The organism is Nocardia sp. NPDC023733, from assembly GCF_040639775.1.
GTDB lineage: Bacteria > Actinomycetota > Actinomycetes > Mycobacteriales > Mycobacteriaceae > Nocardia > Nocardia rosealba.
In genome coordinates this window covers 1126196-1148002 of the sequence record NZ_JBFAAN010000001.1, presented here as the reverse complement: position 1 = coordinate 1148002, position 21807 = coordinate 1126196, and the positions used below count along the sequence as shown (strand labels likewise).

Below are 21807 nucleotides of genomic sequence, written 5' to 3'. Positions count from 1 at the left end.
CTCACAGGAACTCCTTCAACCGTGGCCACAGGCCCGTGACCACCGCACCGGCCGCGGCGAGCAACAGCAGCAGGGTGCCGAAGGGGCTCAGCGTCAGGGCCGTTCGCGCGTCGTCGACGCCGTCGCGCAGATCGGTGCGTGCCTGGGCGAGGGCGTCGCGCAGTTCGCTGTCGAGGCGGGTGAAGCTCGTGGCCGAGCTCTCGGGGCCGGTTCCGATGGCCTGGGTGACCGCGCCCGTGAAGTCGGCCTTCTCGTAGGCGGTGCGCTGGGCGTTGTGTCCGGCGTTCCAATTCGTCAGCGCGCGTGCGGCATCGGAGTCGGCGGCACCGGCGGCGGCCAGGCGCTGTTCCAGGTCGGCGGTGTGGGTGCGGAAGGATGCCTCGGGTGCGGTGATGTCGCCTCGGGTGATGAGCGCGAGGGTCTCGTCGGTGCGGGCCTGCTGGGCGAGGATGCGCGCCCCCGCCAGGTTCTCCACCCGCGCGCCCGCACCGGAGTCACCGGTGTCGAGCAGCTGGGCGGCGGTGAGCGTCGAACCGACGGTCCACAACAGGGCGAGCGCGGCCGCCGCGGCAGCCAGAGCCACACCGGGGTTCACCAGGCGGTTGGTGCGGCGCAGCAGGATCACCGAGGCCACCGCGCAGGCGAGCAACACCAGCAGCAGCAACAGGATCGACGTCAGCGGCAGGGCACCGATGCGCTGCTGATCGTCGCGGACGGCGGCGAAGCGTGCCTCGTTGAGCTGCTCGGCGTGCGGCAGCAGGGAGGTCTGCATGAGATCGGAGGCCTGGCGCAAATAGGCCGAGCCGACCGGGAAACCCTGGCGGTTGTTGGCGCGCGCGGTCTCCACCAGACCGGTGTAGGTGGGCAGATCGGCGGCGATGCGGGCCACGATCGCCCTGGTCTTGGCGTCGGTGGCACCTGCCGTCGCCTCGGCGAGGGCGGCGGCGGCCTCGGCGAGCGCCTGCTCGTAGGTGTCGCGCACCTGCGGTGATTCGATGCCACCGGACAGGAACGCGGTGGCGGCACCCGCGTCGGCGGCCGAGAGCGACACGTAGAGGCTCTGCGCGGCGAAGGCCAGTGGTTCGGTGCGATCGAGCACCTGCTCGGAGCGGACGATCTTGGCGTCGAGCTGTTGTCCCGCAGTCGATCCCGCGATCAGACAGGCCAGGGTGGTGAGGACGAGGACAACCCCGATCACCCCCGGTGTCGTCGCGGCGAACCGCCGCAACCACGTCCCCGCGTCACGGATGGTCGCCGGTAGGCGAGATCCCACACCGTCCTCCTCACTTCTCCCCGGGCGGTGTCTTCGATCGCGATCCTACGGGAGCGGCCGATAATTCGCCCGCGCGCGGGAAAGGCGCTCGCGCAACCCGATTCACCAGGCAAAAGCAACGGGCCCGCCGCACCTTCCGGTGCGACGGGCCCGTGCGGTCGGCCGGTCAGGCGCTGGCGACCTGCTCGTCGGGTCGCGCGGCCGAGCGAGTCTTGCTGAACCGCAGCACACCGTCCTCGATGGGCGCCTTGTGCATGAGCGTGCGGTCGCGGTAGTAGTTGTTCACCAGCTTCCAGGCACCACGCTTGCCCTGGCGCGGCATCTCACCGTTGCCGCGCTGGATGTAGCCCGAGGTGAGGGCGCCACCCATCAGCGACTCGTCGGCGTAGTCCTCCGGATCGGCGTGCACCTCGAAGGTGCTGTAGCCCCGGTCGCGCATGATGTTGAGCACCCGGCACAGGTAGGCGGCGGCCAGGTCGGCCTTCAGCGTCCAGGAGGCGTTGGTGTAGCCGATGATCATCAGGAAGTTCGGGATGTCGGAGTACAGCACGCTCTTGTAGGCGACCGTCTCGTTCATCTTCACCGGGTTGCCGTCGATCGACATCGTCGCGCCGCCCATGATCTGGACGTTGAGGCCGGTGGCGGTGACGATGATGTCGGCCTCGAGCTCCTGGCCCGATTCGGTGCGGATGCCCTTCTCGGTGAAGGTGGCGATGCGGTCGGTGACGATGTCGGCCTTACCGCTCTTGAGCACCTTGAACAGGTCGCCGTTGGGAACCACGCACAGCCGCTGATCCCACGGGTTGTAGGACGGGGTGAAGTGCCGCAGGTCGACCTTGTTGCCGAGCTGCAGGCGCACCTGGGCCAGCATCAGCTTCTTGGCCAGCTCGGGGTTGGTCCGCGAGAGCTGGAAGCTGGCGCGCTGCAGGGCGATATTGCGGGCGCGGCCGATCTTGTAGGCGATCATGTCGGGCACGCGGGTCTTCTTGAACCCGATGGCGACCGGGTCGTCCGACGGCAGCGCCTGGATCCAGGTGGGCGAACGCTGCAGCATGGTGACGTGGGCGGCCTTGTCGGCCATCGACGGGATCAGCGTGATGGCGGTGGCGCCGGATCCGATGACCACGACCTTCTTGCCGGTGTAGTCGAGGTCCTCGGGCCAGTGCTGCGGGTGCACGATCCGGCCCTTGAAGTCGTCCTGACCGGGGAACTCGGGCTGGTAGCCCTTGTCGTAGTTGTAGTAGCCGCTGGCGCCGACGACGAAGTTCGCGGTCCAGGTCTCGGTCTCACCGGTGGCCTCGATCAGGGCGGTGACGGTCCACTGCGCGGCGTCGCGGTCGAAGTCCAGGTGCACGACCTTGCGGCCGAAGGTGATGTGATCGGTGACGCCGTATTCCTTGGCGGTGTCCTCGACGTACTGACGGATGCTCGCGCCGTCGGCCAGCACCTTGGTGCCGATCCAGGGGCGGAAACCGAAGCCGAAGGTGAGCATGTCGGAGTCGGAGCGGATGCCGGGGTACTTGAACAGGTCCCAGGTGCCACCGATGTTCTCGCGGCGCTCGAGGATCGCATAGCTGCGTCCGGTCTGCTCGCGAATGAGGTGACAGGCCGTGCCGATTCCGGACAGGCCAGCGCCGATGATCAGTACGTCGACATGCCGCGTCATTGAGGAAACTCGTTTCGTAGGGTCGTCGCCGCCCGGGCACCGTCGCCCGAGCCTGCCACGAGGTTACGTGTTTCGCATGGTTACGTCTAGTTCCGTGCGGCGGGTGGGAGTTGTGCGCACGGTGAGCACAATGCGTGACCTCATCGGATGCGCCGGTCAGCATCGTTGCCATGAGTAAGCAACCACTGTCGTTCCATTGGTTCCTGCCCACCTACGGCGATTCGCGGGGGTTGGTCGCGGGCGGGCACGGCAGTTTCATGTCCGGTGACCGGCCGGCCACCCTGCGCTATCTCAATCAGCTCACCGCCGCCGCCGAGGACAACGGCTTCACCGGCGTACTGACCCCCACCGGGGCTTGGTGCGAGGACGCCTGGCTCACCACCGCGATGCTGGTGCAGACCAGCGAGACGCTCAAATTTCTGGTCGCCCTGCGGCCCGGCCTGGTCAGCCCGACCCTGGCCGCGCAGATGGCCGCGACCTTCCAGCGCCACTCCGGCGGCCGGTTGCTGCTCAACGTGGTCACCGGCGGGGAACCGAAGGAGCAGCAGGCGTACGGCGATTTCCTCGACAAGGAACAGCGGTACGCGCGGACCGGGGAATTCCTGCACATCGTGCGTGAACTGTGGCGTTCGACCGAGCCGGTCACGTTCACCGGCGAGCATCTACGGGTGACCGAGGCGCTGCTCAGCGCGCGACCCGATCCGGTCCCGCCGGTGTTCTTCGGTGGGTCGTCCGGCCCGGCGGGTCCGGTCGCGGCACGCTATGCCGATACCTATCTGACCTGGGGTGAACCACTGGACGCGGTGGCGAAGAAGCTGGACTGGATTCGTGGTCTCGCCGCGCTCGAAGGCCGGTCGGTCGACTTCGGGTTGCGCGTGCACGTCATCACCCGCGACACCGCCGCCGAGGCGTGGGCCGAGGCCGACCGGCTGCTCTCGGGCATCGCGCCCGGCGAGATCGAACGGGTGCAGGCGAGCCTGGCCCGCAGCGAGTCCGAGGGGCAGCGGCGCATGGCGCGCTTGCACAACGGGCGCACCGACAACCTCGAGATCGCCCCGAACCTGTGGGCCGGCGTCGGCCTGGTGCGCGGCGGGGCGGGCACGGCGCTGGTCGGCTCCCACGCGGAGGTGGCCGAGCGGCTGCTCGAGTACGCCGCGCTCGGCATCGACCACTTCATCCTCTCCGGATATCCGCATCTAGAGGAGGCGTACTGGTTCGGCGAGGGGGTGCTGCCGATTCTGGAACGAAAAGGGTTGTGGCAGCACCCTTCCCGGGTTGCCGCGCCACCAGCCGTCACCCCGTTCACCGCGGCGGCCCACTGACGTTTCAGCCGATCGTCGCCGTGGCCTCGCCGAACCAGCGGGTGAGGCTCGCCGTGAGGTCGTGCCCGCCGTCGTCGACCCAGGCGACGTGTCCGTCCGGGCGGAGCAGCACGGCGGGCAGGTCGACGGACTCGTCGATCAGGTGATCGACGCGGTCGGCCCAGCCCGTCACCGACCGCCCGCCGGACGAGTCGAGCAGGAGGCCACGGCCCGCGTGCAGGTGGTCGTAGAGGCGGCCGTCGGCCAGTTCCCTGTCGGGTAGCCGCCTGCCGAGCAGGTCGTGGCCGTCGCCCAGGTCGTAACGGATACCGGTGGCGATGATCTTCTCGATCAGGTGCCGGGTGACCCCTTCGAAGTCCATCAGTTCGGACAGCACCCGGCGAACCGCCTGGGCACCAGGATCGAGCGAGATCAGCGCCATCTGGGCGCGGGTGTTGTCCAGGACGTCGGCGGCCACCGGGCGGCGCTCGGCGGCGTAGCTGTCGAGCAGTCCTGGTGGTGCCCAGCCGGCGACCTCGGCGGCGAGTTTCCACCCGAGATTCATCGCGTCCTGGATGCCCAGGTTCAGGCCCTGGCCGCCGAGCGGCGGATGGATGTGCGCGGCATCGCCTGCGAGTAGCACACGGCCGCGGCGGTACTCGTCGGCCAGGCGGGTGGAGTCGCCGAACCGCGAGATCCAGCGCGGGGCGTGCGCACCGAGATCGGTGCCCGCGGTCGCGATGAGCTGCTGCCGCAGTTCGTCGAAGGTGGGTACGACGGTACGGTCCCGCGCGACACCGGCGGCGGGCACGACCACGCGATAGAAGCCGTCGCCGATCGGTCCGGCGCCGAACCGCAGCTGGGTCCGGCGCACCTCAGTGTTCACGGCGGTTACCGTTTCCGGCGGCGCGGTCAATCGCATCTCGCCGAGCAGGGTGTCGGCCCGGCTCGGTTCGCCCGGAAAGCCGATGCCGACCAGCGAGCGCACCGTGCTGCGGCCACCGTCGCAGCCGACAAGGTAGCGCGCGACGAGACTGGAGCCGTCGGCCAGTTCGGCGGTCACCGCGTGCTCGTCCTGGGTGAGGCCGACCAATTCGGTACCCCGCCGGATCTCGGCGCCCAGCGCCACGGCGTGCTCGGTGAGCAGGCGTTCGGTGACGGGCTGTGGTAGCCCGAGCACGAACGGGTAGGTGGTGTCCAGGCCGGCGGGCTGGGGTTTGGCGATGCCGGCGAAGTAGCCGCCGAGCGGGTGGCGCGAGCCGAGCGCGAGGAACCGGTCGACCAGCCCACGCTGGGCGAGGACTTCCAGGCTGCGGGCGTGCAGGCCGAGGGCGCGCACGACCGGGGTCGGCGCCGGATCCCGGTCGAGGACGACCACCCCGGCACCCTGCAACCGCAGCTCACCGGCCAGCATCATTCCCGTCGGCCCCGCACCGACGACAATCACGTCGATCATCAATCCACCTCTGTTTCCGCTGGTCATACGCTCAGGCAGGCGATTGTGCAGGACGACCGGGGGCTTGTGGCAAGACCCGGGGTGCGCTATATGTTGAGAGTGGCAGGGAGTGGTTCGACCTCCTTGCCATTGTCTTGTCCGAACTCTTTCCGTGGCCGCCGAGGCTTTTCGGTCCGCCCGCCGGAATCACTCCTCCACTTGCCCCGCGATGTGCGCTGAACCGAGACCGGTCGAGCACCCCGATCACGCGGTGTAGGCACGACCACGGCCGGAATATTGCACTCGATGCATGGCTGCACCCGATGCGAGTAACCGAGGATTCCACGTGCGCAGCGCGGGCGAATTCGCCCCGACCTGCACGAACACGACGCCCGCCGTACTCGAAATTATCCGGCTGTCACTGCTCGCCCGCACGCCGTGCACCGCGCACACCAACTCCCCCAAGCGATTTCGGCATCGAGTGCAGCGGCGGTTCCACGTGAATCAGGGCTCTACCGGCGGTTTCGCACCGATGCCTGATCGGTCGTCCCGCCCGGCGGCGATACGCTCGGCGACGTGACCATCACCGTCGGCTTCGACCTGGACATGACGCTCATCGACTCGCGGCCGGGCGTGGCCGTGGCGATCGACACGCTCGCGCAGGAGTTCGACCTGCCGATGATCGGCGCGCGTTTCGCCGAGCACCTCGGCCCGCCGCTGGCCACCCTGCTCGGTGACGCGGGCGCACCCGACGACCTCGTCCCGCATCTGGTCACCCGGTACCGCGAGCTGTATCCGGATGTCATCGCGAGCATCCCGGCTCTGCCCGGCGCGGGCGACGCGCTCGAAGCGGTACGGGCGGGCGGCGGGCGCGCCCTCGTCGTCACCGGCAAATACGAACCGCACGCCCGTCTGCATGTGGAACATCTGGGGTGGGACGTGGACCGGGTGGCCGGTGATCTGTGGTCCACCGGGAAAGCGGCGGTGCTCCGCGAGGAATCGGCGTCGATCTTCGTCGGGGATCACGCCGGTGACATGCGCGGAGCGAAAGCGGCCGGTGCGTTCGCGGTCGGTGTGGCCACCGGCCCCTACGATGCCGACGGACTGCGCGCGGCCGGCGCCGATGTGGTGCTCGACGGTCTCACCGGTTTCGCCGACTGGCTGGCCGGCCATACCGCCGCCTGATCCGCGAAAACGCCTGTGCGATGAACCTTTCGGAACCCTGCGGGTCGCGCGGGCGTTGACCGATCATGTCGACGGACCCCTACTGGAACCACAACACGCACTACCACCCCTGGCTGCTCGAACAGGTGCCCGTGCACGCCCGCACCGCCCTCGATATCGGTTGCGGCGACGGCCTGCTCGCCCGCAAACTCGCCACCCGCTGTGATGCGGTGCTCGGCATCGACATCGACCCCGAGGTCATCGCGAACGCACCGTCGACGCCCCACGTGCATCTGGACAAGGCCGACTTCCGCGACCTCGACGACACCTTCGACATGGTGACCGCCGTCGCCACCCTGCACCACGTCCCCGTCCGCGAAGGCATGGCGGCGCTGCGCGACCTCGTCGCTCCCGGCGGCACGCTCGCGGTGGTCGGGCTCTGGAAGATGCACCCGCTCACCGACATCGGCTACCTCCCACTGCTACCGGTCGTCTGGGCCACCGACCGTCGCCACCGCCGCGAAGCAGGCGGACCGAACGCGACGATCCGCGATCCGGAGGAAACGCTCGGCGAGATCCGGCGAGCCGCCGAGGAATTCCTGCCGGGCGCGCGGATTCGCCGCCGCCTGCTGTGGCGGTACACGCTGCTGTGGCAACGACCCCGCTGACCCGCCGATCCCGATCACCGCACCTGGCCCGGTAGCCCGCTGTGATCTGAATCGCAGTTGCTCAACTCACCGCGGGCGTCGGCGCGAACCCGGTGATACAGTCCGGCCAGTTTTTCGACGGGGAGGGATTCTCATCAGCACAACGCCGACAGTTCTGTGGCGCACCGGTTTCGGGGTGCCACGGTGACGCGGACAAGATGGATCGTGGTCGGCATCCTGGCCTCCGTGGTCGCGGTGATCGTCGCGGTGGTCACGGTCGTCGCGGTGACCGGGCCGAAGGATCCGCGCGAGTTCGTCGCCGAGAAGTACCAGCGTGCCCGCCAGCTCGACCAGGCCAACGACGGCCTCGCCTTCACCACAGCCGCCGCGCCAGCAGCGGTCGCGGCCGCCATTGCCAAGGCCACCGAGCCGCGCGACCGGCGCAACACCGGCGACAACCACTATCTGCGGTTCGACAAGGACCTCGTCGCGGTGTCGCCGCACGCGGGCGGCTCGCTCGTGCTGGTCGACAGCTGGGCCAACGGCACCCGCCGCCACCACTCGCACACCAGCAGTTACGGCTGGACCAGCGGTTCCGCGGCGGGTGACTACCGCGGTGGCGGCAGCGACAGCGGCGGCAAGTAGTTCATTCGGGGCATCTCGCCTCACAAGCACAGGAGGACACTCATGCTCGCCGAACTGGGGGCGGACGCGGGCGCCGCGCTCGCCTATTCCGCGGTGGGAATCGTGTTGATGGCCGTCGGATTCGGGCTCGTCGACCTACTCACCCCCGGTGATCTGCGCGCTCAGATCTGGATCGAACGCAACCGCAACGCCGCGACCCTGCTCGCCTCGAACCTGTTCGGCACCGGAATCATCGTCGCCACCGCCATCTGGACCTCCGACGGGGAGATCGTGAAGGCACTGCTGGCGAGCGCGGTGTACGGCGTGATCGGGCTGGCCGCGATGGCGTTGGCGTTCGTGCTGCTCGACGCGCTCACCCCCGGTGATTTCCGGACCGTTGTCGCCGATCCCGAACCGCACCCGGCGGTCTGGGTGACGGCATCGGCCCATGTCGCCGTCGCGCTGGTGGTGGCCGCGGGCCTCACCTGATGCCCACCCACCGCCTGGCGCGGGCGGCGCTGCTGGCGACGGTATTCGTCTGCGCCGCCTGCGGTCTGGTGTACGAGCTGTCGCTGGTGACCCTCGGCAGCTATCTGATCGGCGACACCGCCGCGCAGGCCTCGATCACCCTGAGCGTGATGGTGTGCGCGATGGGTGTCGGTGCGCTGGTCGCGAAACCGTTGCGCCCGTACGCCGCCGCCGCGTTCGTCGCGGTGGAGCTGGCACTCGCGGTGATCGGCGGGTTGTCGGTGGCGGCGCTCTACGCCAGCTACGCCTGGCTCAACGTGTACACCGCCGCGTTGGTCGTGGCGGCGGCGGTGATCGGGATGCTCGTGGGCGCCGAGATCCCGCTGCTGATGGAGCTGTTGCAGCAAGTGCGCAAACAGGAGGCCAGCAGCGCGGTGGCCGATCTGTTCGCCGCGGACTATGTCGGCGCGCTGCTGGGTGGTCTGGCGTTCCCGTTCCTGCTGCTGCCGGTGTTCGGACAGATCCGCGGCAGCCTCGTGGTGGGTGTGGTGAACGCGATCGCCGGTCTGGCGTTGGCGTTCTTCTTCTTTCGCGACCGGATGACCCGCGCCACCCGGCACACACTGATCGCCATGACCGCCGTCGTCGCCTGCGGCCTGTCGAGCGCCTACCTGTACGCCGACCGTTTCGAGGCCACCGCGCAGCAGGCGCTGTTCGCGCATCCGATCGTGTGGCAGACCCGCACGCCCTATCAGCAGATCGTGCTCACCGAGTCGTTCTCGCCGTTCGCCACCACCGACACCCGGCTGTTCCTCAACGGCGGCCTGCAGTTCTCCTCCGTCGACGAGTACCGCTACCACGAGGCGCTGGTGCATCCGGTGCTCGCCGGGTCACGTCGCTCGGTGCTGGTGCTCGGCGGTGGCGACGGGCTCGCGCTGCGTGAGATCCTGCGCTACCCCGATGTGGAGCGGGTGACGCTGGTCGAGCTCGATCCGGCGATGGTGGAGCTGGCCCGCACCGACGACCGGCTCACCGAACTGAACCGGCACGCCTTCGACGATCCACGCGTGCGGGTGGTGAACGCCGACGCCTTCAACTGGTTGCGCGGTGCACCAGGGCTTTTCGACGCGGTGATCGTCGATCTGCCCGACCCCGACCAGACCTCGGTCGCCAAGCTGTACTCGCAGGAGTTCTACGCGATGACCGCGAACGTCCTGGCCCCCGGCGCCCGCCTGGTGGTGCAGTCCGGTTCCCCGTTCTTCGCGCCCCGCTCCTTCTGGACCATCGATGCCACCCTGCACGCCGCCGGCCTGCACACCACCCCGTTCCACGTGGACGTCCCGAGCTTCGGCGACTGGGGGTTCGTCCTCGCGGCGAGGAACGAGCCCCCGATCCCCACCCTGCGCTCCCCCACTCCCCTCCGCTCCCTGGACGAGACAACCCTCACCGCCGCCACCGTCTTCCCCCCGGACCGCCGCCCGAAGGACCCCGGGGTCTCCACCCTCATGCACCCGGTGATCCTCGACCTCCAACGCCAGGAATGGCGCTGAAGCCGACCCCGCCGCACGCCGGGTTCCTGACATCCACACCGAGGTCCTGATCCTGACAACCCGGTGAGCCGGATCGCCGGGACGGCACTGAATCCGGTTCAGCCGCACGCCGAGTCCCCAGGACCGACCTAGGTCCTACTCCTGATACGCCCCGTGACCCAGGACGCGCAGCGCGGGGCATAGCGTCGGGTCCGGCTCACCCACAGGCCAATTGGGCTCCCATGATGGTCAAGGCCAGCACCGCCACCGCAGTCGACAGCGCCCGTCCCTGCCGCCGCATACGCCGGCCGAGACTGTTGAGCCGGGCACCCGCGCCCGTCGCCACGACGCGCACCGCCGCACCGGCACTCAGCGCGGCCGAGGCCAGCCCGCGTCGCGCCCGGCGGTACACCGCGACCAGCGCTACGGACCGCAGCCGGTCCCCGAATACGGACGCGGTGTCCACAGATCCCACGCCTTCTTCGCCACCCGCGCGGCGGCGCCGAGTCCGTCGGAACGCACCGACGAGGGTCAGGACCAGAGCGGTGATGAGCATCGTCTTCCCTTTCCGCTCAGCGTGTTCCGGCCGGAACGGCTGGTGCTGATCGACGCTTGCCCGGTGCGGTGACGACGCCGAAGGCGATCAGGCTGTCGGCGGTGTCGCGGACCGTCTGTTCCACCGGGCGCATGGTCCAGTCGAGTTCGCGGCGAGCCTTCTCGGCGCTCACCCGTTCGGCGCGGCCGAGGACCGGCACGGTGAGGCGGACGGTCTTGTCGAAGAGCGCGACCAGGCGGACCAGGGCGTTGGGCAGTACCCGCGTCGGCACGCGGAAGCCCTGGGGGCCGAAGTCGCGGGCGAGCATGCCTGCCAGCTCCCCCATCCACAGCGGCTCACCGCCACAGATGTACCGGTTGCCTGCTGCCGCGGGCACTTCCATGGCGAGCCGGTGCGCGATGGCGAGGTCGCGCACGTCGACCGGGGACCAGCCGGTGCGCACCGAACCCGGGACGTCGCGGGCGAGCAGGCGCTGGATCGGTGCGTGCGAGGTGCTGGTTCGTGGTTCGAGCAGCGGCCCGAGGATCATGCCCGGGTTCAGCACCACCAGTTCGAGATCGCTGGTGTCACCGAGGGATTCGACGTACTCCCAGGCGGCGCGTTCGGCGAGGGTCTTGCTCTTCTGGTAGGCCGGAATCCGGTCGACGACCGACCAGTCGTTCTCGGTCCGCACGTCGCCGTTGTCGTGTCCGTAGGCGACCGCCGCCACCGACGACGTGAGCACTACCCGACGCACCCCCGCCGCGGCGGCCGCGCGCAGCACCCGAAGTGTGCCCTGCACGGCGGGCTCGATGAGGTCGCGCTCGTTTTCCGGTGGACTGTCGGGGAACGGGGAGGCGACGTGCAGCACCGTGTCGCAGCCCGCCACCGCCTCGGCCCACCCGGCATCGTCGTCGAGCGTCGCGGCGGCGAATTCCAGGTCGCCGCCGGTGCGGCGGGCCAACTCGGTGAGGTGGGCGCGCTTGGCGGTGGCGCCCAGATCGCGCACGGTGCCGCGCACGGCGTATCCGTGCTCGAGCAGTTCGGCGATGCAGTGTCCGGCGACGAAGCCGGTGGCGCCGGTGACGAGAACCCTTGCGGTCATGGTGTTCTTCCGTTCCCTCGGAGGAGCCCACCCATCTGAGCGGTGCTCAGATAATCTAAGCACCGCATAGATATGCTGTCCAGTGCCTATTTTCCCGGGCGCGTCGCCTAGGCTCGGAGGAGTGAAGCGCACCAGTTACCACCACGGCGACCTGCGAGCCACCCTGATGGCGGCGTGCCTGCGCCTGATCGAGAGCGAGGGGCTCGCGGCGGTGAGCCTGCGCCGGGTCGCGCGCGAGGCCGGGGTGAGCAGCGGTGCGCCGTACCACCACTTCGCCGATCGCGCCGCGCTGCTGTCGGCGCTGTCGGTCGACGGTTTCCAGCGCCTGGCCGAGGAATTGATCGCCACGCGGGCGCAGGCGAGCAGCCCACTGGCCGCACTCACCGAACTCGCCGCCACCTATGTGCGGTTCTCCCGCGAGAATCCGGCCCTGTTCCGGCTGATGTTCCGGCCCGAATTGTCGCAACCGGACAAGCATCCCGACGCCGCACACGCCGGTGACACGGCCTTCGGCGTGCTCGCCGACACCGTCACCGAATGTGTCGCCGCCGGACAACTTCCCGCGAACCAGGCCGACACGCTGGCCGTGGCATGGTGGAGTCTCGGCCACGGACTGGCCTCGCTGTGGCTCGACGGCCACCTCGAAAAGCGCAGTGAGCAGCTGGGAACCAACGCGCCCGACCTCGTCGACGAGATCATGCGCGCCTTCACCGCGCTCGTGGCCACGCGTACCTGAAAATTTTGCGATGCGGGGTGTGCGAGCGGCCCTAGAGTGGGTAAGGCTGTTCTACCCCAGTGCGCCCGAACACGAGCAGGAGGCCCGATGGCTGAGACTGTGAAACTCGATCCCGCGGTCGAGGCGTTCGTCGACGCGCTCAACGCCCAGGACACCGACCGCTTCTACGGCGTGCTCGCCGAAGACGCCACCATGTCCGACGACGGCGTGGAACGCAACCTCGCGCAGTGGACCGAGGCCGAGATCTTCAGCGCCAACGGGCATCTGGAGGTCGACACGGTGGAAGCCGACGGACTCGAGTTCACCGCCGACTACACCAACAGCCGGTGGGGTTCCATGCGCACCACCTGGCGATTCGATGTGCGCAACGGCCTCATCAGCCGCTTCGAGACCGGACAGGCGTGAACGAACTTCTCCTCCCGCGTTACGGCCACGCGTCGCTGGCCGACCTGCTCCCCTCGATCCTGGCCTGCCTCGGCGTGCCCGGCGAGCACGACCGCCTCGGTCTCGAGCTGGATGTCGACCATGTGTGCGTGCTGCTCGTCGACGGTCTCGGTGCCACCGCGCTGGACGCCGAAAGCGCTGCGGCGCCGTTTCTTTCGGGATTGCCCGCGGCCACCCTCGATGCCGGTTTCCCGAGTACGACGGCGACCAGCCTGACCACCCTCGGCACCGGTCTGCCGCCGGGTGAGCACGGCACCGTCGGCTACACCTTCCACCTGCCGGGGCAGGACCGCCTGTTCAACGGCCTGCGCTGGCAGCTCACCGGCGAGGGTCCGAAGGTCGACGCGATCGCCGAGTTCCCCCCGGAGCGAATCCAGCCGCACCGCACCACCTTCGAACGCGCGACCGCCGCGGGCATCGCGGCCGTCCAGGTGGCACCGAGCTACCAGGACGGCTCGGGTCTCACCCGCGCCGGCTGGCGCGGTGGCGGTTTCCGGACGGCGTTCTCGGTGGGCGACCTGGTCGACGGGGTGCTCACCGCGCTCGGCTCGGCACCGAAAAGCCTTGTCTACACCTATCATTCGGATCTCGACACCACCGGGCACGCGCGCGGCCCGCAGACCAGGGCATGGCGGTTCGAACTGGCCAACGTCGACCGGATCGCGGCCGAGCTGGCAGGCAACCTACCGCCGCGCTCGGCGCTGATCGTCACCGCCGATCACGGCATGGTGCCGCTGGTGCACCGCATCGACTTCGACACCCACCCGCACCTGTCCGAGGGCGTGCGCGCGCTCGGCGGCGAACCGCGGGCCCGCCACGTCTACACCGAAGCGGGGGCCACCGAGTCGGTCGCCGACACCTGGACGGGCACGCTCGGTGACGAGTTCGTGGTGCGTACCAAGGCCCAGGTCATCGAGGCCGGGTGGTTCGGCCCGCGCGTGCACCCCGAGGTGGCGGCGCGGATCGGCGATCTCGTGGTGGTCGCCACCGGGACGAGCGGGGTGATCCGCAGCGGCGCCGAGCCCCTGCAATCGCAGATGCCCGGCCATCACGGGTCGCTGACCGCCGACGAACTGCTCGTGCCGTTGCGAATCCACCGCAGCTGACCGCTGTGTTCGATGGTGCCGACCCGCGAGAGCCCTGCGTGGACACGCTCCGCTACCGCCTCCGGGCCCGCCGCGATCGGCATCTAGTCTGAAGCGGATCCCGGCGAGTCGTCCCGGGCGCGACCTTTCAGGAGGAACCATGCACGCCACCCGCAGCGGCGCCGTCGCGGTCGGACTCGCGGTGCTGGCGGCACTGGTGACCGGCTGCTCCGATGTCGAGCGCCTGCTCAACCAGGGCGGCGACACCCCCTGCCGCGATTACATCAATCAGGAACCGGACACCAAGCGGATCACCATCACCAAGGCGATCAAAGAGCAGACGGGCAACGACAACGAACCGGCGGGCACCGTGGTCGACGCGATGATCGTGCAGGTCGATCTGCTGTGCGCGGGCCAACGTAATATCGATACCCCCATCAAGAACGCCGATATCGCGGGCCTGTTCCTGAACAAATAACCGACCACGCGTCAAGCCGACGCGACAGGGCACACCCCGGTGACCCGGTAGTCCGCAAGCGATCCCGGCCCACGCCGGTGGCACACCTGATAGACAGGAACAGCCACCGACGAGCAGGAGTGAACGTGGGCGCATCCGACGATCCGATTCCCGGATCGCCCAGGCCCGACGGGCTCGCGGACTATCGCGGCGCGATCGAGAAGCAATGGAACCGCCTCGCCGCCCCGTCGCGTCCACTGCAACTGCCCCGCGACACCGGACCCGTGCGCCGGGAGGTGGCCAAATCCTGGCAGCGTTCCCTGCACACCGTCGACCCAGCCCAGACCGTCGCCCCCGGGCTCGACGACATCAGCGGCCGCTGGCGTGAGTCACCGCTGCGCAGGCCGGTGACCGAACTCGCGGGCCAATTGCGTGGTATCGCCGAGGATTCCGGCTACCTCGCCGTCGTCAGTGACGAATCGGGCACCATCCTGTGGACAGCGGGCGACCGCACTCTGCGCCGCCAGGGTGAGCAGGTGAACTTCGCCCCCGGCGGGGTGTGGGACGAAAGCCATATGGGCACCAACGGCCTGTCGCTCGCCCTGCACGACGACCGGGCCTGCACCGTCTTCTCCGCCGAACACCTGGTGGCCGCCCTGCACGGGTGGGTGTGCTATTCGGCGCCCATCCACGGACCAGACGGCCGCACCGTCGGTGTCCTCGATCTGTCCTCCACCTGGGAACGCTCGCACCCGATGGTGATGACCTCGGTGCGCGCCCTCGTGACGGCCGTGGAGACCATGCTGCGCGCCGAGGCACCCACCCCCGTTCCCGGCGTGCGTCTCGAATGTCTCGGCGCCGCAAGGCTGCTGCGCGACGGCCGACCCGTCCCGCTGCCGCCGCGCCAGCTCGAGATCCTCGCCCTGCTCGCCCTCGAACCCGACGGGTACACCCCGGAACAGCTGCACGCCGCCGTCTACGGCGACCGCGCGGTATCGCTGAACACGCTCAAAGCCGATGTCTCCCACCTGCGCCGGGCGACCAGGGGCGAGATCACCAACCGCCGGTACATGCTCACCGGTGCGGTGTCGTGCGACGCGGTGGAACTGCTCGCGGCCATCGAGGGCGGCGACCTCACCTCGGCGCTGTGGCTGTATCGCGGACCGCTGCTACCCGGCTCGGACCTGCCCGGCGTGCACCAGTGGCGCGACCACCTCGATGTCGGCCTGCGCGACGCGGTGCTGGCCAGCGATCGCCCCGAGCACGCGGTGGCCTTCGGGCAGCGCTGCCCCGGCGATGTCGCCGTGCACGAACACGCGTTGCGGCTGCTGCCGCGCGACGACGTCCGCCGAGCCGTCGTCACCGCCCGTCTGTACACCGCGCGCCAGGGCTGACCTGCGCGAACGGTACGACCAACCTCGCACCAACCTTCGCCGACCATAGTGTGTCCCACCACGCACGAGGTCGCGAGGAGCGAGACGCATGATCTACGGCAAGCCCGGATCGGATACCGGCATAGTCAGCTATGCCGCCCGATACGACAACTTCATCGGAGGCGAATGGGTCGCCCCCGTCGAAGGCCGCTATTTCGACAACACCTCCCCGGTCGACGGCGAGGCGTTCTGCGCCGTGGCCCGCTCCGGCGCCGCCGACATCGACCTGGCAGTCACCGCCGCCCGCCGCGCCGCTCCCGGCTGGGCCGCCACCTCCCCGTCCGCCCGCGCGGGCATCCTGCTGGCCATCGCCGACCGCATCGAGAACAGCATCGAACCGCTGGCGGTAGCCGAGACCTGGGACAACGGCAAACCCGTCCGGGAGACCCTGCACACCGATCTGCCCCTCGCCGTCGACCACTTCCGGTATTTCGCCGGGGTGCTGCGCGGACAGGAGGGAACGATCTCCACGGTCGACAGCGAGACCGTGGCCTACCACCTGTCCGGCCCGCTCGGCGTCGTCGGACACATCCTGCCGTGGACCTACCCGATCCTCACCGCCGCATGGGAACTCGCGCCCGCCCTCGCGGCAGGCAACTGCGTCGTACTCGAACCGGCCGAGCAGACCCCGGCCTCGCTGCTGCTCGTCGTGGAGCTGATCGCCGACCTGCTGCCCGACGGTGTACTCAACGTGGTCAACGGATTCCGGGCGGAGGCGGGCGTTCCGCTGGCGCGCAGCCCGCACCTGGACAAGCTCACCTTCACCGGTGACACCGCCACGGCACGGCTGATCCTGCGGCACGCCGCCGAGAACATCGTCCCGGTGTCGCTGCGGCTGGGTGGCAAGTGCGCCAATGTGTTCACCGCCGACGTGCTCGCCGCCGACGACACGTTCCTGGACAGCGCCGTCGAGGGATTCGTGATGTTCGTCCTGAACCAGGGTGAGGTCGGCACGTGCCCGTCGCGTGCGCTGATCCACTCGTCGATCTACGACGAGTTCCTCGCCCGCTGCATCGCCCGCACCGAGGCCGTCGTGTCCGGTCATCCGCTCGACACCGAGACGATGATCGGCGCGCAGGCCGGCAACGACCAGTACGAAAGGATCCTGTCCTACTTCGATATCGGCAGAGCCGAAGGCGCCCGCGTGCTGACTGGAGGGGAAGCACGCAAGGTCGACGGCCTGCCGGGTGGGTACTACATCGAACCCACCGTCTTCGAAGGCGACAACTCGATGCGGATCTTCCAGGAGGAGATCTTCGGCCCGGTGCTCGGGGTGACCCGCTTCGACACGCTCGACGAAGCGGTGCGGGTCACCGACGACACCGCCCACCGCCTCGGTGCGGGCGTGTGGACCCGCGATCTGGGCACCGCGCACCGGTTCGCGGGCGCGGTCGGCACCCGCCGGGTGTGGGCCAACTGCTACCACCCCTATCCCGCGCAGGCCGCGGGCGAGAACACCGCCATGATGCTCGGGCGCTACCAGCGGTCCAAGAACCTGCTTGTGCGCCATTCGACGACGACACCAGGGATGTTCTGATGCAGAACACGATCCACCGCGTGGATATCACCGAACGCGCCCAGGACCTGCTGCGCCGCGTCATCGAGGACAACGGCCCGGTGCTGTTCCGGCAGGCGGGCGACTGCTGCGGGGACAACTCCGCGCCGATGTGCTTACCCACCAGGCAGTTCCCGATCGAGCAGAGCGACATCCTGCTCGGCCGGTTGAGCTGGCACACCGAATTCTGGGTCAGCCCGGAACAATTCGAGTGCTGGAAAGACACCCACCTCACCATCGATGTGACCCGTGGGCCCGCCTCCGAGCAGTCCCTGGAAGCCTCGCACGGCCTGCGATTCGTCCTGCGCGCGCGGCAGTTGACCGCGGCGGAGAACGCGGCGCTCGCGGCCGCGCCGCCACCGCGCACCGGTGCCGACCGCACGCTGTAGGCGCGGGAGAAGACCTGACCTGGCCCACCCCTCCGGGTACGCCAGGGCACGGCGAGCCCCCGCCGACTGGGCCATCGCGGCTCAGCCGGCGGGGCGAGCTCGAAATCGTCCCGAATGCCAAATCGCGTCTCGCTCAGCGAGACCCGTGCGGCAACACTGCAACAATTCCGTTACGTTATGGCGATGTTCTTAGCGAGACTCGGTGTTCGCACCCGGATTCTGGCGATCGCTCTCATCCCCAGTCTGACCCTGGTGGTGGTCGGCGTCGGCACGGCGGGCTACCTGGTCGAGGAGAGCAACAAGGCCAAGACCTGGGCGACCGAGATGCAGGCGGCCGTCCCCTATACCCGCGCGCTGATCGAAGCGGTGCAGTCGGAACGCCAGCTCACCCTGGCCTATCTGGCCGGTGACGACACCGCCGCCGACGCCCTCGGCCCGGCCAGGACACGCCTCGACGCGGCAGTGCAAGGCCTGATCGATATCTCCACCGACATCCGCGCGGTCGACGATTCCGAAATCGGTGACGACAAGGGCGGATTCAACACTCTCAAGACGCATCTGACCGGTGTGCGCCAGGGCGCCGACGCGCGGATGCTGCCCGCCAACGATGCCTACACCTTCTACAGCCGCCTGCTCGACGTGCTCACCCAGGGCACCAAGGTGGCCGAGCGCGCCGCCCCCGACGCGGGGGTGGCCTCCGGTGTGGCCGAGGGTGTGCGTCTGCTGCACGCGGCCGAGGCGATGTCGCGCAGCAACGCGATCTCGCTGTCGCTGGTCACCGCCGACGGCCCGACGGGCATCCCGATCGAGGAGCTCATCAACCAGATCGGCTACTACCACACCGAATTGGCCGGCATCGTCACCGAGCTCGACGAGGACGAGCGCGCGCCGATCGCCGCGATGATGTCCTCGCCGCACTTCGCCCAGCTCGCCGCGATGGAGTCGGCGATCGTGAGCCGTTTCGCCGCGCCGCAGCAGCCGACCGGCTCGTCGACCCGGACGCAGGCCGTCACCGCCCTGCCCATGTCGATCCCCGAATGGCACACCGCCGCAGGCGAAGTCAACCGGGCCATGATCGAGGCCTACGGTGCGCACAACAGCCATATCCAGAAGCTGGCCGAGAAGACCGCGCAGCGCGCCGAGGTGAACGCGGCGATGGCCGGTGGCGGCGTCGTGGTGGTCAGTCTGCTGGCGTTCCTGGTCGCGGTGATCCTGGCCAACCGGATCATCCGCCGCCTGCGCAGGCTGCGCACCGAAACCCTCGCTCTGGCCGACGAACAGCTGCCGGCCACCATGCGCGCCCTGCGCGAGGGCGGTGAGGTCGATCCCGCCGACATCGCCCCGAAGCTCGACTTCGGTCGCGACGAGATCGGTCAGGTCGCCGACGCCTTCGAGCACGCCGCCGCGGCGGCGCTGCGCGCGGCCGTCGACGAGGCACGCACCCGCGAGGGTGTGCGCGCGGTGTTCCTCAATATCGCCCACCGCAGCCAGATCGTGGTGCACCGTCAGCTCGAGATCCTCGACGAAGCCGAACGCAGCCAGGAGGATCCGGCGCTGCTCGAGACCCTGTTCCGGCTCGACCACCTGGCCACCCGCGAACGCCGCAACGCCGAGAACCTCATCATCCTCGGCGGTGGCCGCCCGGGTCGCCAGTGGCGCAACCCGATTCCGCTGATGGACATCGTGCGCAGCGCCATCGGCGAAACCCTCGACTACGCGCGCGTGCGGGTCACCAAGCTGCCCGAGGTCGACGTCGTCGGCACCGTGGTCGCCGACCTCGTGCACCTGCTCGCCGAGCTGGTCGACAACGCCACCGCCTTCTCGCCCCCGCAGTCGCGGGTCGAGGCGGGCGGCAACATCGTCGGCAAGGGTGTGGTCGTGGAGATCACCGACCAGGGCATGGGTATGAGCCCCGAGGACCTGGCCCGCTACAACGACATGCTCGCCGATCCGCCGGACTTCGGCGTGGGCACGCTGTCCTCGGATTCGCGTCTGGGCCTGTTCGTGGTCGCGAGACTGTCCACCGCGCACGGTGTTTCGGTGCGGCTCAGCGAATCCGACTACGGCGGCATCCGCGCCATCGTGCTCATCCCGCAGAACCTGCTCGCCGGAACCGCGGCGATGCCGAGCTCGCCCGCCACCACCGGGCCGCTGCGCCGTGGGCTGCCCCGCCCGCACGAGCAGGCGCCCGCCGCCGCGCTCGAGCAGGCACCGGTGGCCACCCTCGTCGCCGAACCGCCCGCACCGCGCGCCGCCGAGCCGATCGTGGACACCCGCGTCGTGGAGGTCGAAGCCCCGCCGCAGCCGGAGACCGGCCCCGACGGCAGGCCCCTGCTGCCCCGCCGTCAGCGGCAGACGAATCTGCGGCCCGAACTCGCCGAGGAACCGACCACCGCCGAAACGACCGCGCCCGCGCCGCGTCCCCGCTCCGCCGAGCAGGCCCGCGACCTGATGTCCGCGATCGAGATCGGCACTCGACAGGGCCGCAAGCCCCTGTCGAACTCTCACCAGGACGAACAGGAAGGCTGAGGTGAACTCTCCCCAACCAGGTGATCTCAACTGGCTGCTCGACGATCTCGTCGACCGGCTGGCAGGGGTCCGCTACGCGGTCGTGCTGTCCACCGACGGGCTGCTGCTCGGGCGCTCCACCCAGATGAAGCGGGAGGACGCCGAGCATTTCGCGGCGATGTCGTCCACGCTCTACGGGCTGGCGCGCAGCGCGGGCAACCGGTTCGACGGCGGCGGCGTACGCCAGGCCGTGATCGAACTCGATCGGGCCGTCCTGTTCGTGACCTCCGCCGGTGACAACGCCTGTCTGGCGTTGCAGGCCACCGAGTCGGCCAATCTCGGGATGGTCGCCTACGAGATGAACCTCACCGTGCAGCGGGTCGGCAGTTTCCTGTCGGCGGAACCGCGTCACGGGCTGGCCGAAATATAGGACGCGGCACCATGACTCGACTCGGCGATCCGTGGTTCGACGACGCGGCCGGACCCCTGGTCCGGCCGTACGCGGTGACCCGCGGCCGCACCATGGGTGCGGCGCACGACCTGGACATGCTGACAGTGGTTGTCGCGGTGCATCCCGCGCCGACCCTGCGCAGGCCCGAACCCGAGTACGGCACGATCGCACAGCTGTGCAAACGTCCGCAGTCGGTGGCCGAGGTGTCGGCCGTGCTGAAACTTCCTCTTGCGGTGACCAAGATCCTCGTCGGTGATCTCATCGGCGACGGCCACCTCATCTTCCGGGCTCCGGTAGCGGCCGAGGCAGGCGCCGGCGACCTCAACGTATTGCGAGCGGTTCTGGATGGCATCCGAAAACTTTGACCCGACCATGAGCAGGCACCTCGCCGCCTCGGTCAAGATCCTCATCGCCGGCGGCTTCGGCGTCGGCAAGACCACGATGGTCTCCTCGATCAGCGAGATCGCCCCGCTGCGCACCGAGGAGCTGATCACCGAGGTGAGCACCGGTGTCGACGATCTGTCGGGGGTGGAGCAGAAGTCGACGACCACGGTCGCGCTCGACTTCGGCCGCATCACCATCGACCGCGACCTGGTGCTGTACCTGTTCGGCACGCCCGGCCAGGACCGCTTCTGGTTTCTGTGGGACGAACTGTGCCGCGGCGCCCTCGGCGCGATCGTGCTCGCCGATACCCGCAGGCTGAGCAACTCCTTCGCCGCCGTCGACTTCTTCGAACGTCGTGGGCTGCCGTTCCTGATCGCGGTGAACTGCTTCGACGGTGCGCCTCGCTACACCGTGGACGAGGTCCGCGACGCGCTGGATCTGGACCCGAACACCCCGGTGATCCTGTGCGATGCCCGCGACCGTCCGTCGGCCAAGGCGGTGCTCACCCACCTGGTGGAGTACCTCATCGACCGCGCCACCCGCACACCGGTCACCACCTAGCTCCCACGGCGACGCCCACCAGCACCCCTGGTGGGCGTCGCTCGTTTCAGTGTCCCG

General features: G+C 69.3%; 22 protein-coding genes. 17 read left to right on the top strand and 5 right to left on the bottom strand.

Annotation, left to right across the window (positions count from 1 at the left end):
• Position 1 precedes the first annotated feature (1 nt).
• Positions 2-1273, bottom strand: coding sequence for a hypothetical protein (locus AB0F86_RS05230; RefSeq protein WP_225280267.1), 1272 nt, complete (start codon positions 1271-1273; stop codon positions 2-4).
• Between the two features lie 166 nt (positions 1274-1439).
• Positions 1440-2939 carry an NAD(P)/FAD-dependent oxidoreductase gene (locus AB0F86_RS05225; protein WP_356982134.1) on the bottom strand — a complete coding sequence of 500 codons (1500 nt, stop codon included), beginning with the start codon at positions 2937-2939 and terminating at the stop codon, positions 1440-1442.
• Positions 2940-3109: 170 nt separating this feature from the next.
• Between AB0F86_RS05225 and AB0F86_RS05220 the strand changes: the two genes are divergently transcribed.
• Positions 3110-4261, top strand: coding sequence for an LLM class flavin-dependent oxidoreductase (locus AB0F86_RS05220; protein WP_356982133.1), 1152 nt, complete (start codon positions 3110-3112; stop codon positions 4259-4261).
• Positions 4262-4265: 4 nt separating this feature from the next.
• On the opposite strand, the gene rox is transcribed toward AB0F86_RS05220, so the two are convergent.
• Positions 4266-5696, bottom strand: a complete 1431-nt coding sequence (gene rox / locus AB0F86_RS05215; protein ID WP_356982131.1) for a rifampin monooxygenase — start codon at positions 5694-5696, stop codon at positions 4266-4268.
• 555 nt (positions 5697-6251) lie between these two features.
• On the opposite strand from rox, the gene AB0F86_RS05210 reads away from it, so the two are divergent.
• The 5 genes from AB0F86_RS05210 (at position 6252) to AB0F86_RS05190 (ending at position 10128) form a co-directional block, all read left to right on the top strand.
• Positions 6252-6860, top strand: a complete 609-nt coding sequence (locus tag AB0F86_RS05210) for an HAD hydrolase-like protein (protein WP_356982129.1) — start codon at positions 6252-6254, stop codon at positions 6858-6860.
• Between the two features lie 65 nt (positions 6861-6925).
• Entirely contained in the window at positions 6926-7507 is a 582-nt protein-coding gene (locus AB0F86_RS05205) for a class I SAM-dependent methyltransferase (protein ID WP_181696314.1), read from the top strand.
• A gap of 183 nt (positions 7508-7690) precedes the next feature.
• Positions 7691-8131: a DUF4247 domain-containing protein gene (locus AB0F86_RS05200; protein WP_181696315.1), complete on the top strand. Its 441-nt coding sequence runs from the start codon at positions 7691-7693 to the stop codon at positions 8129-8131.
• Positions 8132-8173: 42 nt separating this feature from the next.
• Positions 8174-8599 carry a DUF350 domain-containing protein gene (locus tag AB0F86_RS05195; protein ID WP_067492240.1) on the top strand — a complete coding sequence of 142 codons (426 nt, stop codon included), beginning with the start codon at positions 8174-8176 and terminating at the stop codon, positions 8597-8599.
• Positions 8599-10128 carry a polyamine aminopropyltransferase gene (locus AB0F86_RS05190; protein ID WP_225280273.1) on the top strand — a complete coding sequence of 510 codons (1530 nt, stop codon included), beginning with the start codon at positions 8599-8601 and terminating at the stop codon, positions 10126-10128. The genes AB0F86_RS05195 and AB0F86_RS05190 overlap by 1 nt, the downstream gene beginning before the upstream one ends.
• Positions 10129-10324: 196 nt before the next feature.
• Here AB0F86_RS05190 and AB0F86_RS05185 read toward each other — a convergent pair whose 3' ends face one another.
• Positions 10325-10663 (bottom strand): hypothetical protein, encoded by a 339-nt coding sequence (locus AB0F86_RS05185; protein ID WP_356982127.1) that lies wholly within the window; start codon positions 10661-10663, stop codon positions 10325-10327.
• 16 nt (positions 10664-10679) lie between these two features.
• Positions 10680-11747 (bottom strand): NAD-dependent epimerase/dehydratase family protein, encoded by a 1068-nt coding sequence (locus tag AB0F86_RS05180; RefSeq protein WP_356982125.1) that lies wholly within the window; start codon positions 11745-11747, stop codon positions 10680-10682.
• 121 nt (positions 11748-11868) lie between these two features.
• Here AB0F86_RS05180 and AB0F86_RS05175 point away from each other — a divergent pair, with 121 nt between their 5' ends.
• From AB0F86_RS05175 to AB0F86_RS05125, 11 genes are all read left to right on the top strand, one after another.
• Positions 11869-12483: a TetR/AcrR family transcriptional regulator gene (locus AB0F86_RS05175; protein ID WP_067635471.1), complete on the top strand. Its 615-nt coding sequence runs from the start codon at positions 11869-11871 to the stop codon at positions 12481-12483.
• An 87-nt stretch (positions 12484-12570) separates the two neighbouring features.
• Positions 12571-12888 (top strand): nuclear transport factor 2 family protein, encoded by a 318-nt coding sequence (locus AB0F86_RS05170; RefSeq protein ID WP_181696320.1) that lies wholly within the window; start codon positions 12571-12573, stop codon positions 12886-12888.
• Positions 12885-14033, top strand: a complete 1149-nt coding sequence (locus AB0F86_RS05165) for an alkaline phosphatase family protein (RefSeq protein WP_181696321.1) — start codon at positions 12885-12887, stop codon at positions 14031-14033. The genes AB0F86_RS05170 and AB0F86_RS05165 overlap by 4 nt, the downstream gene beginning before the upstream one ends.
• A gap of 139 nt (positions 14034-14172) precedes the next feature.
• The gene (locus AB0F86_RS05160) at positions 14173-14490 is read left to right on the top strand and encodes a hypothetical protein (RefSeq protein WP_067492235.1); all 318 of its coding nucleotides are present in this window, start codon (positions 14173-14175) and stop codon (positions 14488-14490) included.
• Between the two features lie 125 nt (positions 14491-14615).
• Positions 14616-15863 (top strand): transcriptional regulator, encoded by a 1248-nt coding sequence (locus AB0F86_RS05155; RefSeq protein ID WP_356982122.1) that lies wholly within the window; start codon positions 14616-14618, stop codon positions 15861-15863.
• Between the two features lie 88 nt (positions 15864-15951).
• Positions 15952-17439: an aldehyde dehydrogenase family protein gene (locus tag AB0F86_RS05150; protein WP_356982120.1), complete on the top strand. Its 1488-nt coding sequence runs from the start codon at positions 15952-15954 to the stop codon at positions 17437-17439.
• The gene (locus tag AB0F86_RS05145) at positions 17439-17846 is read left to right on the top strand and encodes a DUF779 domain-containing protein (RefSeq protein WP_225280281.1); all 408 of its coding nucleotides are present in this window, start codon (positions 17439-17441) and stop codon (positions 17844-17846) included. Before AB0F86_RS05150 ends, AB0F86_RS05145 begins: the two co-directional genes overlap by 1 nt.
• A 183-nt stretch (positions 17847-18029) precedes the next feature.
• Positions 18030-20375 carry a nitrate- and nitrite sensing domain-containing protein gene (locus tag AB0F86_RS05140; RefSeq protein ID WP_356982119.1) on the top strand — a complete coding sequence of 782 codons (2346 nt, stop codon included), beginning with the start codon at positions 18030-18032 and terminating at the stop codon, positions 20373-20375.
• Between the two features lies 1 nt (position 20376).
• Positions 20377-20784, top strand: coding sequence for a roadblock/LC7 domain-containing protein (locus AB0F86_RS05135; RefSeq protein WP_067492231.1), 408 nt, complete (start codon positions 20377-20379; stop codon positions 20782-20784).
• Between the two features lie 11 nt (positions 20785-20795).
• Positions 20796-21170 (top strand): DUF742 domain-containing protein, encoded by a 375-nt coding sequence (locus AB0F86_RS05130; protein WP_067492230.1) that lies wholly within the window; start codon positions 20796-20798, stop codon positions 21168-21170.
• Positions 21151-21750, top strand: coding sequence for an ATP/GTP-binding protein (locus tag AB0F86_RS05125; RefSeq protein WP_067492229.1), 600 nt, complete (start codon positions 21151-21153; stop codon positions 21748-21750). The genes AB0F86_RS05130 and AB0F86_RS05125 overlap by 20 nt, the downstream gene beginning before the upstream one ends.
• The last annotated feature ends 57 nt before the right edge of the window (positions 21751-21807 follow it).

What these genes read in the sequence shown, in the direction of transcription:
- AB0F86_RS05150 (WP_356982120.1), top strand. Translation starts at nt 15,952, where the DNA reads ATGATCTACGGCAAGCCCGGATCGGATACCGGCATAGTCAGCTATGCC.
- AB0F86_RS05170 (WP_181696320.1), top strand. Translation starts at nt 12,571, where the DNA reads ATGGCTGAGACTGTGAAACTCGATCCCGCGGTCGAGGCGTTCGTCGAC.
- AB0F86_RS05160 (WP_067492235.1), top strand. Translation starts at nt 14,173, where the DNA reads ATGCACGCCACCCGCAGCGGCGCCGTCGCGGTCGGACTCGCGGTGCTG.
- AB0F86_RS05195 (WP_067492240.1), top strand. Translation starts at nt 8,174, where the DNA reads ATGCTCGCCGAACTGGGGGCGGACGCGGGCGCCGCGCTCGCCTATTCC.
- AB0F86_RS05205 (WP_181696314.1), top strand. Translation starts at nt 6,926, where the DNA reads ATGTCGACGGACCCCTACTGGAACCACAACACGCACTACCACCCCTGG.
- rox (WP_356982131.1), bottom strand. Translation starts at nt 5,696, where the DNA reads ATGATCGACGTGATTGTCGTCGGTGCGGGGCCGACGGGAATGATGCTG.
- AB0F86_RS05180 (WP_356982125.1), bottom strand. Translation starts at nt 11,747, where the DNA reads ATGACCGCAAGGGTTCTCGTCACCGGCGCCACCGGCTTCGTCGCCGGA.
- AB0F86_RS05125 (WP_067492229.1), top strand. Translation starts at nt 21,151, where the DNA reads ATGGCATCCGAAAACTTTGACCCGACCATGAGCAGGCACCTCGCCGCC.
- AB0F86_RS05140 (WP_356982119.1), top strand. Translation starts at nt 18,030, where the DNA reads ATGTTCTTAGCGAGACTCGGTGTTCGCACCCGGATTCTGGCGATCGCT.
- AB0F86_RS05225 (WP_356982134.1), bottom strand. Translation starts at nt 2,939, where the DNA reads ATGACGCGGCATGTCGACGTACTGATCATCGGCGCTGGCCTGTCCGGA.
- AB0F86_RS05145 (WP_225280281.1), top strand. Translation starts at nt 17,439, where the DNA reads ATGCAGAACACGATCCACCGCGTGGATATCACCGAACGCGCCCAGGAC.
- AB0F86_RS05185 (WP_356982127.1), bottom strand. Translation starts at nt 10,663, where the DNA reads ATGCTCATCACCGCTCTGGTCCTGACCCTCGTCGGTGCGTTCCGACGG.
- AB0F86_RS05220 (WP_356982133.1), top strand. Translation starts at nt 3,110, where the DNA reads ATGAGTAAGCAACCACTGTCGTTCCATTGGTTCCTGCCCACCTACGGC.
- AB0F86_RS05190 (WP_225280273.1), top strand. Translation starts at nt 8,599, where the DNA reads ATGCCCACCCACCGCCTGGCGCGGGCGGCGCTGCTGGCGACGGTATTC.
- AB0F86_RS05130 (WP_067492230.1), top strand. Translation starts at nt 20,796, where the DNA reads ATGACTCGACTCGGCGATCCGTGGTTCGACGACGCGGCCGGACCCCTG.